General features: G+C 69.4%; 14 protein-coding genes. 11 read left to right on the top strand and 3 right to left on the bottom strand.

Features of this window, described 5'->3' with window-relative positions:
* Positions 1–254 precede the first annotated feature (254 nt).
* The 5 genes from ACFE6Z_RS08815 to ACFE6Z_RS08795 all read left to right on the top strand — a co-directional run bounded on the left by ACFE6Z_RS08815 (position 255) and on the right by ACFE6Z_RS08795 (position 4,901).
* The gene (locus tag ACFE6Z_RS08815) at positions 255–1,331 is read left to right on the top strand and encodes an acyl-CoA thioesterase (RefSeq protein WP_375385351.1); all 1,077 of its coding nucleotides are present in this window, start codon (positions 255–257) and stop codon (positions 1,329–1,331) included.
* Positions 1,332–1,423: 92 nt separating this feature from the next.
* A complete protein-coding gene (locus ACFE6Z_RS08810; protein WP_375385350.1) occupies positions 1,424–2,194 on the top strand; it encodes a 3-oxoacid CoA-transferase subunit A in 771 nt (256 codons plus the stop codon).
* Entirely contained in the window at positions 2,191–2,859 is a 669-nt protein-coding gene (locus ACFE6Z_RS08805) for a 3-oxoacid CoA-transferase subunit B (protein ID WP_375385349.1), read from the top strand. Before ACFE6Z_RS08810 ends, ACFE6Z_RS08805 begins: the two co-directional genes overlap by 4 nt.
* Position 2,860: 1 nt before the next feature.
* Positions 2,861–4,027: a thiolase family protein gene (locus ACFE6Z_RS08800; RefSeq protein ID WP_375385348.1), complete on the top strand. Its 1,167-nt coding sequence runs from the start codon at positions 2,861–2,863 to the stop codon at positions 4,025–4,027.
* A gap of 103 nt (positions 4,028–4,130) precedes the next feature.
* Entirely contained in the window at positions 4,131–4,901 is a 771-nt protein-coding gene (locus ACFE6Z_RS08795; protein ID WP_375385347.1) for an IclR family transcriptional regulator C-terminal domain-containing protein, read from the top strand.
* A gap of 142 nt (positions 4,902–5,043) precedes the next feature.
* Here the strand turns inward: ACFE6Z_RS08795 and ACFE6Z_RS08790 are convergent, their stop codons facing one another.
* Positions 5,044–6,543, bottom strand: coding sequence for a peptide MFS transporter (locus ACFE6Z_RS08790; protein WP_375385346.1), 1,500 nt, complete (start codon positions 6,541–6,543; stop codon positions 5,044–5,046).
* Positions 6,544–6,604: 61 nt separating this feature from the next.
* Positions 6,605–8,008, bottom strand: coding sequence for an MFS transporter (locus ACFE6Z_RS08785; RefSeq protein WP_375385361.1), 1,404 nt, complete (start codon positions 8,006–8,008; stop codon positions 6,605–6,607).
* Positions 8,009–8,086: 78 nt separating this feature from the next.
* Here ACFE6Z_RS08785 and ACFE6Z_RS08780 point away from each other — a divergent pair, with 78 nt between their 5' ends.
* From ACFE6Z_RS08780 to ACFE6Z_RS08755, 6 genes are all read left to right on the top strand, one after another.
* A complete protein-coding gene (locus tag ACFE6Z_RS08780; RefSeq protein ID WP_375385345.1) occupies positions 8,087–8,803 on the top strand; it encodes a GNAT family N-acetyltransferase in 717 nt (238 codons plus the stop codon).
* A 77-nt stretch (positions 8,804–8,880) separates the two neighbouring features.
* Positions 8,881–9,207 (top strand): hypothetical protein, encoded by a 327-nt coding sequence (locus ACFE6Z_RS08775; protein ID WP_375385344.1) that lies wholly within the window; start codon positions 8,881–8,883, stop codon positions 9,205–9,207.
* A 45-nt stretch (positions 9,208–9,252) separates the two neighbouring features.
* Positions 9,253–9,663, top strand: a complete 411-nt coding sequence (locus ACFE6Z_RS08770) for a hypothetical protein (RefSeq protein ID WP_375385343.1) — start codon at positions 9,253–9,255, stop codon at positions 9,661–9,663.
* A 679-nt stretch (positions 9,664–10,342) separates the two neighbouring features.
* The gene (gene menC, locus ACFE6Z_RS08765; protein WP_375385342.1) at positions 10,343–11,473 is read left to right on the top strand and encodes an o-succinylbenzoate synthase; all 1,131 of its coding nucleotides are present in this window, start codon (positions 10,343–10,345) and stop codon (positions 11,471–11,473) included.
* The gene (locus tag ACFE6Z_RS08760; RefSeq protein ID WP_375385341.1) at positions 11,470–12,474 is read left to right on the top strand and encodes a hypothetical protein; all 1,005 of its coding nucleotides are present in this window, start codon (positions 11,470–11,472) and stop codon (positions 12,472–12,474) included. The genes menC and ACFE6Z_RS08760 overlap by 4 nt, the downstream gene beginning before the upstream one ends.
* Before the next feature lie 144 nt (positions 12,475–12,618).
* Complete coding sequence (locus tag ACFE6Z_RS08755; RefSeq protein ID WP_375385340.1) at positions 12,619–14,004, top strand: glycine--tRNA ligase; 1,386 nt, start codon at positions 12,619–12,621, stop codon at positions 14,002–14,004.
* A gap of 39 nt (positions 14,005–14,043) precedes the next feature.
* Here ACFE6Z_RS08755 and ACFE6Z_RS08750 read toward each other — a convergent pair whose 3' ends face one another.
* The gene (locus ACFE6Z_RS08750; protein WP_375385339.1) at positions 14,044–14,619 is read right to left on the bottom strand and encodes an HhH-GPD-type base excision DNA repair protein; all 576 of its coding nucleotides are present in this window, start codon (positions 14,617–14,619) and stop codon (positions 14,044–14,046) included.
* Positions 14,620–14,808: the final 189 nt, after the last annotated feature.

The raw sequence follows: 14,808 nt of genomic DNA, 5'->3' as shown, positions 1-14,808 counted from the left end.
ATGCACCCTCGGTTCCCGCAATGCACCCTCGGTTCCCGCAATGCACCCTCGGTTCCCGCAATGCACCCTCGGTTCCCGCAATGCACCCTCGGTTCCCGCAATGCACCCTCGGCGAGGGTGCATTGCGACGCTCGAGGGTGCATTGCGACGGTCGAGGGTGCATTGCGACGGTCGAGGGTGCATTGCGACGCTCGAGGGTGCATTGCGACGCTCGAGGGTGCATTGCGGGGCGGGGGTCGCTCTATGCTGGCGTCGTGACTACGCCGTCCGGCACCACGCCGCTAGGCACCGCGACGCCAGGCACCACGACGCCCGGCACCACGACGCCAGGCACCACGACGGCCTCGACCGTCGCCGGGCGCGACGATCGGATCACGCTGCGCTTCATGACCACCCCCGCCGACACGGCGTCAGGCGGTCGCTCGGTCGCCGCCGGCAGTGTCATGGAGTGGATCGACAAAGCGGGCTACGCCTGCGCGGTCGGGTGGTCGGGCGCCTACTGCGTGACCGCATACGTCGGCAACGTGCGGCATCGCCGGCCCATCGCCCCGGGCAGCCTCATCGAGGTGCAGGCGCGGCTCGTGCACACCGGCCGTTCGAGCATGCACGTCGTCGTCACGGTCTCGTCGGCGGATGTGAGCAGCCGCGCCTACTCGCCCGCGACGACGTGCATCCTCATCTTCGTCGCGAAGGATGCTGGCGGCCGGCCCATTCCGGTTCCCCCTTGGCAGCCGCGCTCGCGCTCGGATCGCACGCTGGCCGCCGGGGCGCTCGAACGGATTCCGGCCCGCACCGAGATCAAGCGCCTGATGCTTCAAGAGCGCTACACCGAGGCATCCGAGGCTCCCCGCACGGTGCTGCGGTTCCTCGTGCCGCCGGGGGTCGTCAACTGGGGCGGCAAGGCGCACGGTGGCACTGTCATGCGCTGGATCGATGAGGCCGCGTATGCGTGCGCCGTGGGGTGGCTCGGCGATGCCGAACTCGCCGATCACGCTGTCGCGGTGTACTCCGGCGGCATCCACTTCTTCGCCCCTGTCCGCATCGGCGACCTCGTCGAGATCGACGCCCGCCTGATCTACACGGGCGGTCACAGCATGCACATCAGCACGCGCGTCGTCACCGCAGATCCGCGCGCGCCGCACGAGCGGACGCTCACAACCCTCTGCATGAGCGTGTTCGTCGTGCCGGGCCCGGGCGGTGTGGCGATGCCGGTGCCGCTGTGGACTGCCTCGACCGACGAGGATGTGCGCCTGGGCGAGCACGCGCGCGAGATCATCCGGCTGCGCGAGCAGATCGTGCCGATCGCCGCCTCCCTCGCCCTCGAGCCATAGGCCCGTCCGCAATCTCCAGTAGACGGGTAGACTAGTCGCTAGGCGAACGAGTGTTCGCAGAGCGAACACCTTCGAGAAGCGATGGGACCGGAATGATCGATAAGACCGTGACGGATGCTGCGACCGCCGTCGCCGGCATCCCCGACGGTGCGACCGTCATGATCGGCGGTTTCGGCCGCGCCGGTCAGCCGGTCGAACTCATCGACGCGCTGATCGCCCGCGGCGCCCGCGACCTCACGGTCGTGAACAACAACGCGGGCAACGGCGACACCGGTCTTGCGGCGCTCTTGGCGACCGGGGGCGTGCGCAAGATCATCTGCTCGTTCCCGCGGCAGTCCGACTCGTGGGTGTTCGACGCCCTGTACCGCGCCGGCAAGATCGAGCTGGAGCTCGTGCCGCAGGGCAATCTCGCCGAACGCATCCGCGCGGCCGGAGCGGGCATCGGCGCGTTCTTCAGCCCCACCGGCGTCGGCACCGAGCTGGCCGGAGGCAAGGAGGAGCGCACGATCGACGGTCGCGACTACGTGCTGGAATACCCGATCAGAGCTGATTTCGCGTTGATCAGCGCGCTCGAGGGCGACCGCTGGGGCAACCTGGTGTACCGCAAGACGGCGCGCAACTTCGGCCCGATCATGGCCGCCGCGGCGGCCACGACGATCGCCCAGGTCGACACCATCGTGCCGTTGGGTTCGATCGACCCGGAGGCGGTCGTCACCCCGGGGATCTACGTGAACCGCCTCGTCGCGGTCGGGCAGCGGCGCTGGCTCGAAGACGGCCGGTTCATCGGCGGCGTCAGCGTGGAAGGCGAACGTCTCGAAGGCGAAGGTCTCGCCGGCGACGCACTTGAGGAGGCATCGGCATGAGCACCCGCATCTCGCGTCAAGACCTGGCCGCGAAGATCGCCGCCGACATCCCCGAAGGCGCGATCGTCAACCTCGGCATCGGGGCCCCGACGCTCGTCGCCGACTTCCTGCCGGAAGGGCTGGAGATCATCCTGCACACCGAGAACGGGATGCTGGGAATGGGCCCGCAACCCGCGCCCGGCCTCATCGATCCTGACCTCATCAACGCCGGCAAGCAGCCGGTCACCGAACTGCCCGGTTCTTCGTACTTCCACCACGCCGACTCGTTCGCGATGATGCGCGGCGGGCACCTCAACGTGTGCGTGCTCGGCGCCTTCCAGGTGAGCCAGCGCGGTGACCTCGCGAACTGGTCCACCGGTGCGCCGGGCGCGATCCCGGCGGTGGGCGGCGCGATGGACCTCGCGATCGGCGCCAAAGACGTGTACGTGATGACCGACCTGCTGACCAAGCAGGGCGACTCCAAGCTCGTCGAGAGCTGCACGTATCCGCTCACCGGCGTCGGCTGCGCGACCCGCGTCTACACCGACCACGCGATCTTCGACGTCACGCCCGAGGGGTTCCGCGTGCGCGAAGCCTTCGGCGACAACACGGTCGAATCCCTCTCAGAGCTCACCGGCCTGACGCTGACGGATTCGGATGCCGCGGCATCCCCAAAAGGAAACTGATATGGCTGCCACCTACATCTTCGATGCCGTCCGCACCCCGTTCGGCCGGTACGGCAAAGGGCTCGCCGACGTGCGCCCCGACGACCTCGCCGCCGTCGTCATGCGCGCCGCCGCCGAGCGCACCGGCCTTGACCCCGCGCGTATCGACGATGTGATCTTCGGCGACGCCAACCAGGCGGGCGAGGACAATCGCAACGTCGCACGGTTCGGCGCGCTGCTGGCGGGCTTCCCATCGAGCGTCCCGGGCGTGACGGTCAACCGCCTCTGCGGCTCGGCGGTGGAAGCGGTGATCCAGGGCAGCCGCGCGATCGAGGCGGGGGATGCCGAGATCATCCTCGCCGGCGGCGTCGAGTCGATGAGCCGGGCGCCGTACGTCGTGCAGAAGGCCGAGCGCCCCTTCCCCGCAGGCAACCAGACGATGTGGAACACCGCGATCGGGTGGCGGATGACCAACCCGCGCCTGCGCAAGGACTGGACGATCTCCAACGGTGAGAGCGCCGAGAAGCTCGCGTCGATCTACGGTCTGTCACGCGAAGCGCAGGACGCGTTCGCGGCCCGCAGCCACCGTCTCGCCTCGGCGGCGTGGGCCGCCGGCGTGTACGACGACGAGATCGTGCAGGTCGAGGGTCACGAGCTGACGCGGGATGAAGGCATCCGCGACGACTCGACCGTCGAGGTGCTCGCCGGGCTCAAGCCCGCGTTCGCCGCCGACGGCACGGTGACCGCGGGCAACTCGTCGCCCATCAACGACGGCGCGTCAGCCGTGCTGCTGGGGGCGGAGAGTGCACTGGATGCTGAGCCCCTGGCCCGCATCACCGGCCGGGGTGTGTTCGGCAATGACCCCGACGTGTTCGGCGTCGCGCCCGTCGAGGCGGCGAATCGCGCGCTCGCGCGGGCGGGGCGCACCTGGGCTGACGTGGACTTCGTCGAGCTCAACGAGGCTTTCGCGTCGCAGAGCCTGGCGTGCCTGGCGCTATGGCCCGAGCTCGACCCCGAGCGGGTGAACATCCACGGCGGGGCGATCGCGATCGGCCACCCGCTGGGTGCATCGGGTGGGCGCATCATCGGTCACGCCGCGCACGAGCTGAAGCGTCGCGGGGGCGGAGTCGCCGTCGCGGCGATCTGCATCGGAGTGGGTCAGGGGCTCGCGGTCGTCTTGGAGCGGTGAAGCCCCACGCCGCGGTGATCGAGTAGCGAGCTTGCGAGCGTATCGAGATCCCTCGGGCCCGCGTAGTACGTCGCATCGGGCTCAGCTGCGCGAGGATGAACCCGTGAGCACCCCTGAGTCCGGCGAGTTCGTGCAGTCGTTCGCGCGCGGCCTCGAAGTGATCCGCGCGTTCGATGCCGAGCATCCCGAACTCACCCTCAGCGAGGTCGCGCGCCGCGCGTCGATCACAAGAGCGGCGGCCCGGCGATTCCTGCTCACGCTCGAGACGCTCGGCTACGTGAGGTCGGACGGCAGATCCTTCGCCCTGACGCCCCGCGTCCTCGAGCTCGGCTTCTCCTACCTCTCCGCGCTGTCGCTCCCCGAGATCGCGCAGCCGCACCTCGAGCGGCTCTCGCACGAGATCGGCGAATCTGTGTCCGCCGCTGTGCTCGACGGCACCGATATCGTCTACGTCGCCCGCGTCCCCACGCGGCGCATCATGAGCGTGCGGATCACGATCGGCACTCGGTTCCCCGCGTTCGCGACGTCGATGGGGCGCGTTCTGCTGGCCGGGATGCCGGAGGCAGCGGCCGACGCGGTGCTTGCGGCATCCGATCTCACCGCTCTGACCGATCGCACCGTCATCGATCCTTCAGCGCTCCGCGCCGAACTCGCCCATGTCCGCGTGCAGGGCTGGTCGCTCGTGGACGGCGAGCTTGAGCGAGGACTCCGATCGATCGCCGTGCCGCTGCACGGGCGCGACGGGCGGGTGGTGGCGGCCCTGAACGTCTCGACCAGCGCGACGCGCGACGCGGTCGAGCACATCATCGAGGCCTACCTGCCGAGGTTGGTCGACACAGCGCACCGTATCGAGGCCGAGCTGAGGCTCGTGTAGCCCGAGCGGCGCCGACCCTGCCGGCCGGCGCCGATAAACCAGTTGTGCGACGAGACACCACCCCTCGCGTGATGTCTCGTCGCGGATATGGTTTCTCGCGGCTCGAAGCGCGCGACGCGGGGCGCGACGCGGGGCGCGCGCCCTACCGGACGCCCCGCATGAGCGCCAGGATCGGCTTGATCACCAGCAGCAGCGCCCCGCCCATCGCGATCGCGATCAAGCCGAGGATCGAGAAGTAGGGCAGCTCGTCGTCGGGGTTGTAGAACTGCGCGAGCCACCCGGCCATCGCCGATCCCAGCGCGACGGACAGGAAGAACAGCGCGACCATCTGGGTGTGGAAGTGCTGTGGCGCGAGCTTCGTCGACACCGACAGCCCGACGGGCGAGATCAGCAGCTCGGCGATCGTGAAGACGAACAGGATGCCGACGATCGCCAGCAGCGGCGTCGAGTTGGCTCCTCCACCGGCGAACGGGAGGAAGAGGAGGAACGCGACGCCCATGACGATCGCGCCGAGGCCGAACTTGAACGGCGTCGAAGGCTGGCGGGTGCCGAGCTTCGTCCAGAGCGCCGCGAACACCCCCGAGAGCACGATGATGAAGATCGGGTTGATCGACTGCACCCACGAGACCGGCATCTCCCAGCCGAAGATCGACCGGTCGAGCTTCTGGTCGGAGTAGATCGTCAGCAGGGTGAACTGCTGTTGGTACAGCGACCAGAATCCGACGCTCACGATCCAGAGCGGGATGAACCCGAACACCCGCGACCGCTCGATGCTCGAGACGTGTGGTGAGGCCAGGATCACTGCGAAGTAGGCCACCGCGGCGACGATCGTCACGATGATCGCGACGCTCGCGAGGTTGTCGGCCCGGATCACGCCGACCAGGACCAGCACCGTGATCAGCACGATGCCCGCCACAGCGATGCCGATCATCACGCCGTAGCGATTCTTCGGAAGCGGGTTGGGGATGACGCGGGATTCGGCGGGGAGTGACCTGCGCCCGAAGGAGTACTGCACGAGCCCGATCGCCATGCCGATCGCGGCCAGCAGGAACCCGGCGTGGAAGCCCCACGTCGTCTGCGCGATGCCAGTCAGCAGCGGTCCGAAGAAAGCACCGAGGTTGATGCCGAGGTAGAACAGCGAGAACCCGGCATCCCGCCGCGGGTCACCCGGCTGATACAGCGTGCCGACGACCGAGGTCGCGTTCGCTTTGAGCCCGCCCGAGCCGATCGCGACCATCACGAGTCCTACGCCGAGGCCGCCCACCCCGGGGATCAGGGCGAGGGCGATGTGCCCGGCCATGATGACGATCGCGCTGAAGAACAGCACGCGCTCCGACCCGAGCAGCCGGTCGGCCAGCCACGCACCGAGGATCGTCGAGAGGTAGACCAGGCCCCCGTACGCGCCGACGATGCCGGTCGCGACGGCCTGGTCGATGCCGAGCCCGCCCTCCGCCACCGAGTAGTACAGGTAGATGAGCAGGATTCCCTGCATGCCGTAGAAGCTGAACCGCTCCCACATCTCCACGCCGAAGATGTGGGCGAGGGCGAACGGCTGCCCGAAGAAGCGCCTGTCGTCGTCGCCCTCGGTGCCGGTCGGCAGCACTGCGGAAACCTGCTCGGGGGAGTCGTCCTTCGCGCTCATGACGTCAGGGTAGCGCCGCCGATGCGTCGGCGCACGTGGAGCGCGGTCGCGTCTGCGAGCTCTATTGCGGCAGTGAGGGATGCCGCTCCTGGGCGGCGCGACGGGTCGGGATGAACAGCCCGACCACGAGCGCGATGATCGCGGCGATGCCGCCGAGCGCGAGGGATTGTGTGAACGCGGTGGAGGTCGGCACCTGCGCCCCCTCGAAGTTCATCGAGTTCGACGCGAGGACCGCGCCGACCACGGCTGCGGCGACGCTCGTGCCGAGCGAGCGGAACAGGGCGTTCAGGCCGTTCGAGGCACCCGTCTCGCTCTGCGGCACCGAGCGCATGATCAGCATCGGCATGGAGGCGTAGCCGAACCCGATGCCCACTCCGATGAGGACATTCGCGACGACGATGTGCCACACCTCGGTCGAGTACAGCAGCGAGAACGAGTAGGCCGCCAGGAGCGCGGCGGCGCCGATGATCAACAGCAGCTTGGGCCCGGTGCGTCGGGCGAGACCGCCGGCCACCGGCGAGAGCACCATCATGACCACGCCGGACGGCATGATGATGAAGCTCGCGGCCAGGAGCGACAGGCCGAATCCGGCGCCGGTCGCCAGCGGCAGCTCGAGCATCTGCGGGTAGACGACGTTAGAGGCGAACAGCGAGAAGCCCATCGCGACCGAGGCGATGTTCGTGAGGAGCACCGCGGGGCGGGCAGCGACCCGGAGGTCGAGCAGCGGTTCGGCGATCCGCAGCTCGAACCATCCCCAGAGCAGCAGCACGACGATGCCGCCGAGGCCGGTGGCGAGCGTCGCAGGCGAGGTCCACCCCCACGAGTTGCCGCGCGAGATCGCGAGCAGGATGCCGATCAGTCCCACCGCCAGGCCTGCCGCGCCGACGTAGTCGAACCGACCCGCGGTGCGCAAGACGCTCACGGGCACGATCCACAGCACGAGTACGAAGCCGATGACACCGAGGCCCGCTGCCGCCCAGAAGAGGAAGTGCCAGTCGCTGCGCTCGGTGATCAGCGCGCTGATCGGCAGTCCCAGGGCGCCGCCGACGCCCAGGGTGGCGCTGATCAGGGCGATCGCCGAGTCCACGCGGTTCTCGCGCAGCACATCCCGCAGGATCGAGATGCCCAGGGGAACGACTCCGACGATCGCGCCCTGGAGGGTGCGGCCGACGATGATGCCGATGATGCCGGGCGAGAACGCGGCGACGACCGAACCCGCCACCATCACGCCGAGGAGCACCAGCACGATGCGGCGCTTGCCGTACATGTCGCCCAATCGCCCCGCGATCGGGGTGATGACCGCGGCGGCGAGCAGGGTCGAGGTCACGACCCAGGCGGTGTCGTCGCGGCTCGAGTTCAGCAGCTCCGGCAGCTTCGACTGGATCGGCACCATGAGCGTGAACATGAACGACGAGACGAGGCCCGTATAGGCCAGCACCGCGACGATCACGCCCTGTTTCGGCATCCGGGTGAGGCGTCTTCGCGCGTCCTCTTCCCGTGATCCCATCCTTCGAGGCTATCGGCGTGGTGCGAGACTGGGCGCATGCACGACTCCCAGTTCGCCCCGCCCGGCATAGCGATCCGCCCGCTTGCGAGCGTGACCGAGGTGTTCGAGGCCTCGGCGCTGCTGGCCGAGGTGTGGGGCGGCGACCGGTCGGGGATGCCTGCCAACCTGCTGCGAGCGCTCGCGCATTCCGGCAACTACGCGGTCGGTCTGTACGACGGAGCTCGCATGGTCGGAGCATCCGTCGCCTTCTTCGCCGCCCCCGCGGCGCGCTCGATGCACTCCCACATCACCGGAGTGCTTCCCGCGCTGCAGGACCAGGGACTCGGGCGCGTGCTCAAGCAGCACCAGCGCGAGTGGGCGCTCGCGAGAGATGTCGGCCACATCACGTGGACCTTCGATCCTCTCGTCGCCCGCAACGCCCACTTCAACCTGCGGGTCCTCGGGGCGCGGGTCACCGAGTACCTCGTCGATCAGTACGGCCCCATGGACGACGGCGTGAACCGCGGTGACGAATCCGACCGCATCATGGTGTCGTGGGCGCTCGCCGCCCCGCCGGTTCCGACGCCGGACGATGACCGGGTCGTGGCGTCGGTGCCCGTCCCGCAGGACATCGCGGCGGTGCGCGCGGCATCGCCGGTGGATGCTGCGGCCTGGCGCACCCACGTGCGCGACGCGCTCGTGGGGCATCTGGCCGACGGCCTGGTGATCGGCGGGTTCGACGACGAGCGCGGCTACCTCTTCGTGCGACCCTGACCGCCGTCGCCCCTGACCGCCGTCGCCCCTGACTACCGACACCCCTGACCGCCGTCGCCCCTGACCGCCGTCACCCCTTGTTCGCGGCAACCTCGGAGATCTGCACAGGTGCGGATGCTTTCTGCCACGGTTCTCCGGAGAACCGCCGACCTCCGAAGAAGCGAGCGGGCGCGGCATCCCGCGGTGTCGTCCTCGTCGGCATCGACTCGCTCAACATCGACGATACGGAGTCGGGCGGCGAGCGGCCCGCGCACACGCTGCTGCTCGCGGCCGGCGTCCACGTGGTCGAGCACCTCACCAACCTCGGAACCCTCCCCTCGCACGGCGCGCGCTTCACGGCCGCCCCTCCCGCCGTCGAGGGCTTCGGCACCTTCCCGGTGCGGGCGTTCGCCGAGCTCGGCTGACCGGCGGGTCCGGCCGCCGGCGGGTCCGGCGGCTACCGTGGACGGATGATCCCCGACGACTGGACCGCGCACCGGCGTGAGGACGGCGAGGTCGTCGGCTGGATCCGGCCCGAGGGCGACGCGTGGGCGGCTGTCGACATCCTCGGCCGAGACGTCGTCGGGGCCGATGTCGACGGCGCGATGGAGTGGCTCGACGCCGAAGCAGTCCTCGAGGCGCGCGGGCTCGCCTTCCTCGCAGACGTCTGGATGCTGGAGCGCGCGGATGCCCCGGCACTGCGCGTGCGGATCGTCGAGGTCGTGCCCGGGCGCGTGGACGAGTCGGGGCGGACCGTCGTGAAGACCGACGACTTCGGCGCGATCGATGCGCCCAGTCAGAGCATCCTGCTGCCGTGGCCGGCGCCCGCGGCGCTTCGTCCGCCGCGCGCCGATGACGCATCGGGTTCGCCCTGGGGCTGAGATCGCCCGAGCGATCGGCACCCGATGGGGCGATCGGCACCTGACGGATCGATCGGCATCGCGATGTATCGCCGAGACCGAACGCCACTCTTTCCTGCAGAAGGCACGTCATACGACGTGGCTGGTCGCATCTCACCCCGAGGCTGCGATCCGAGCAGGAGACATCATGAGCACCACACACGCGCCCGTCGGTCGCAACGCCGTCGCGAGGGCGATCCACCGAGCTCTGGCCCGGCGGGCCGCGCGCGGCGGGAATCCGCGGCGTGCTCGATCGACATTCGTGGCTGCCCCGACCGTCGCGCTCGCGCGATAACCGAATGATGCGCAATCGCACGGTGTCCGCAACCCGAGACCCAGGTCGCTGGCGATGGCGACTCAGGCCCATGTCGCGGAGGGTTCGCTGGGGCGAACCTTGATGTGAGGGGCCACGCTCCGTCCACGGGGGTGGACGAGAGCACGTCGTGGTGAGGGGAGGCCGGAGCGATCCGGTCGCACCACGACGCAGTCTTGGTCTCTCCCCGGTGGCCGCCGCCTCTGGGGGCGCTCGAATCGAGCGCGGCGGCGGCCACCCTCTCTCGCCGGTCGCGAGATCGCGGCGGGGTCACTCTCCGATAACGGTCGTGTGCGCACCGGGCCCGCTCACAGGAATGACCCCGATGGCGCGGGATAACCTGAACGCATGCCCGCGCCTTCCGTCCCCCCGGTAGCGCTCGAGGGAATCGAGCTGCGCGTCCTGCACCTTCCTCTCGTCGCGCCGTTCACCACGAGTTTCGGCACCGAGTCGGTGCGCGAGGTCATCATCGTGCGTGCGTTCACCGCCGACGGTGAGGGGTGGGGCGAGATCGTGACGGGCGCCGAGCCGCACTATTCGAGCGAGTACACGCAGGGTGCGTGGGATGTCGCCGCGCGGCACCTCATTCCCGCGCTGCTGGACCGCCGGACTCTCGGCCCGGAAGACGTCTCGGCAGTGCTCGCACCCGTGATCGGTCATCGCATGGCCAAAGCCGGGCTCGAGCTGGCCGTCCTCGATGCCGCGCTGCGCGCAGCGGGCCGGACCCTCGGCGACTACCTGGGCGCGGTGCACGACCGGGTTCCGAGCGGCGTCAGCGTCGGCATCCAGCGCGACGCCGCCGCCCTCGTCGCCGCAGTCGGCGGCTACCTCGACGAGGGATACGCCCGCATCAAGATCAAGATCAAGCCCGGTCGCGACATCGCCGAGACCGCGGCGGTGCGCGAGGCCTTCGGCGCGATCCCGCTCCAGGTCGATGCCAACTCCGCGTACACGCTTCAGGACGTCGAGATCCTCGCCGAGCTCGACCGGTTCGACCTTCTGCTGATCGAGCAGCCGCTGCAGGAAGACGACATCGTCGACCACGCGACCCTCGCCCGGCAGCTGCGCACCCCGGTCTGCCTCGACGAATCGATCACCTCCCGCAAGGCCGCGGCCGACGCGCTGGCGCTGGGCGCGGCATCCGTCATCAACATCAAGGCGGGTCGGGTCGGCGGGTACCTCGAGGCGGTGCGGATCCATGACCTGTGTCGGGATGCCGGCATCCCGGTGTGGTGCGGAGGCATGCTCGAGACCGGCATCGGCCGCGCCGCGAACGCCGCCCTGGCCGCGCTGCCGGGTTTCACGCTCCCCGGCGACATCTCGGCGTCGAGCCGGTTCTACGAGCGCGACATCGTGACCGAGCCGGCCGTGCTCGAGGATGGGCACGTGCGCGTTCCGACCGGACCGGGCATCGGGGTCGACATCGATAGACTCGCGCTCGAGGGCTTCACCGTCGCGCGAGAGACGCTGCACCGGTGAGCGGGCGCATCCGGGTCGGAGCGCTGGCAGCCGGCATCCTCACCCTCGCTCTCGTGATCAGCGGCTGCGCCGGCGAGGCCCCGCGACCGCGCCCGTCGGCCACTGCGCTGCCGACCGGGGTGTCGGCGACGATGATGCAGCTGCGATCGGACGTCGCCACCCGCCAGGCGCAGATCCTCGTGCACAACTCGAGCCCAGAGGTGCTGACGATCTCGGCCGTGCGCGTCGATGACCCGCGGTTCGCCGGCGTCGCGCGTCGCCTCGACGGGCTCAGCACCACGATCTCGCCCGGTGTGACCGCCGACATCCGCATCCAGCTCCCGCTGATGAAGTGCTCCGCCGATGACGAATCGCTCACCACGCCCACGCCCACCCCGACCCCCGAGCCCGTGCCGCTCGCCACGGCGACCAGCGCTCCGAGCGCTTCCCCGTCTCCGAGCCCGTCGTCCACGGCGACCATGACCGAGCCGCCGAGCACGACCACCGTCACGGTGCACTATCAGCTGGGCGCGAGCATCGCGACGGCCACCGAGCCCGTCTCGACTCCCGTCCCGTTCCTGGACGACCTGTACGCCCGCGAGTGCCTCGCCGAGCGCGTCGCGAAGACCGCCTCGCTGTCGGTCGCGTCGTTCACCGCGTCGGCACCCGGGCAGCCGGCAGACCTCGCACTGAGCATCCGTCCGACCGGCAACGGCGAGGCGCGCATCGTCGCCATCCAGGGCACGAGCCTGCTCGGCTTCGACAACGGCTCGGGCGCCTCGGCGACGGTCTTCCCGATCGGTGTCGACGCCACCGTCGCAGGCCCCCCGGTCGTCGTGCACGTGCCTCTGCGGCCCATGCAGTGCAACGCGCTCGCCCTGAAGAACGACAGGTCGGGCACGCTCTTCTCGCTCGCGGTCGAGCAGGATGACGCCCCCGGCGAGATCGACCTGGGCATGTCGGCCGAGGTCAGAGATCAGATCCTCGCCTGGGTCGGTACGTGGTGCGGGATCGCGCCGTAGGAATCCGCGTCGGGCTGACCGCCTTCGCCCCTCAGACGCGGGCGGGCGGCCCGGTAGAATCGAGGATGCCGCGCCCGCTGTTTCCGTAGGCGCGCTGTCCCGCGAATCCGCGACACTTCCCCGCATCCGACCATTGGAGCCACCGTGGCCGAACAGTCCCGCCTCGACAAAGTCATCGCCCTCGCCCGCCATCGCGGGTTCGTCTTCCAGGCGGGCGAGATCTACGGCGGATCCCGCTCGGCGTGGGACTACGGCCCCCTCGGCACTGAGCTCAAGGAGAACATCCGCCGTCAGTGGTGGCAGACGTTCGTGCGCGGGCGCGGCGACATGGTAGGCCTGGACTCGTCGGTCATCCTGCCCAAGCGCGTGTGGGAGGCATCCGGCCACGTCGCCACCTTCACCGACCCGCTCGTGGAGTGCCTGCACTGCCACAAGCGCTTCCGCGCCGACACGCTGATCGAAGACTTCGAGGCGCGCAAGGGCCGCAAGGCCGAGACCGGTCTGGCGGAGATCCCCTGCCCGAACTGCGGCACGAAGGGCCAATACACCGAGCCCAAGGCGTTCTCCGGACTCATGAAGACCTACCTCGGAGTGGTCGACGACGAGGCGGGCGTGCACTACCTCCGCCCCGAGACCGCGCAGGGCATCTTCGTGAACTTCTCGAACGTCCTCACCGCCGCCCGCAAGAAGCCGCCGTTCGGCGTCGGCCAGGTCGGCAAGGCGTTCCGCAACGAGATCACCCCGGGAAACTTCATCTTCCGCACGCGCGAGTTCGAGCAGATGGAGATCGAGTACTTCGTGCCGCCCGCCGAGGCGCAGGAATGGTTCGACCACTGGGTGCAGGCGTGCTGGGACTGGTTCGTCGATCTGGGCATCGACCCGGCGCACCTGCGTCGCTTCGACGTTCCGGAAGACGACCGCGCGCACTACTCCGACGGCACGATCGACGTCGAGTACGAGTTCGGGTTCCCGGGCAAGCAGTGGGGCGAGCTCATGGGTATTGCGAACCGCACCGACTTCGACCTGAACAATCACTCCGAGGCATCCGGTCAATCGCTCAGCTACTTCGATCAGGCCAGCGGTGAGCGGTACACGCCCTATGTGATCGAGCCGTCGTTCGGGCTGACGCGCGCCATGATGGCATTCCTCGTCGACGCCTACCACGAGGAGGAGGCGCCGAATGCGAAGGGCGGCACCGACACCCGCACGGTGCTGAAGCTCGACCCGCGCCTCGCCCCCGTCAAGGTCGCCGTCCTACCCCTGTCGCGCAACGAGCAGCTCTCGCCGATCGCGCGCGAACTGGCCGCCGACCTGCGCGGCGAGTGGAACATCGACTTCGACGACGCCGGCGCCATCGGCCGCCGCTATCGCCGCCAGGACGAGATCGGCACGCCGTTCTGCGTCACGATCGACTTCGACTCGCTCGAGGATCGCGCCGTCACCGTCCGCGATCGCGACACGATGGGCCAGGAGCGCGTGCCGCTGGCCGAACTGCACGCCTACCTCGCCGAGCGCCTGCGCGGCGCGTAGCGCTGGGCGGCGCGTAGCGCTGGGCGGGCTGGGGCGGAGTCAGCCCTTCGCGGCCTTCGCGGCCGCCTTCATCTCCTGCTTGTGCGCGCGCACTTTGGTGAGCGAGTCGGGCGAGACGATGTCGGCGACCGAGCGGAACGACCCCGATTCGCCGTAGGGAGCGGATGCCTCGACCCAGCCGGCGCCGTCGAAGCCGCACTGCTTGCCCAGCAGCGCGAGGAAGATCTTGGCCTTCTGCTCTCCGAAGCCGGGTAGGGCCTTGAGTCGCTTCAGCACCTCGGCGCCGCTCGGCGATCCCCTGGTCCAGATCGCCGACGCGTCGCCGCCCCAGTCGTCCTTGATCGTGGCGCACAGCGACTGCACCCGCTCGGCCATCGACCCCGGGTAGCGGTGCACCGCGGGTGTGGTCTTGAACGCTTCAGCGAACCGGTCGGGGTCGTAGCCGGCGAGGGTCGCAGCATCCACTTCCCCGACGCGCTGCTGGATCTTGAGCGGTCCCGAGAACGCGGTCTCCATGGCAACCTGCTGGTCGAGGAGCATCCCGATCAGGAGGGCGAGCGGGTTGGTGCTCAGCAGTTCGTCTGCGGCGGCATCGTCGGTGATGTGCAGGCTCATTCGTCCAGTCTGGCACCCCCGTGCGCGCGCCTGCGCTCCGTGATGCACCCTCACTTTTCGCATTGCACCCTCACCTGAGGGTGCACTACGACGGTCGAGGGTGCACTACGACGGTCGAGGGTGCATTGCGGAGATCGAGGGTGCATTGCGGAGATCGAGGGTGCATTGCGGAGATCGAGGGTGCATTGC

Source organism: uncultured Microbacterium sp., from assembly GCF_964244775.1.
Lineage (GTDB): Bacteria > Actinomycetota > Actinomycetes > Actinomycetales > Microbacteriaceae > Microbacterium.
The sequence above is the reverse complement of the archived record's forward strand: the minus strand, read 5'-3'. Positions and strand labels throughout refer to the sequence as shown.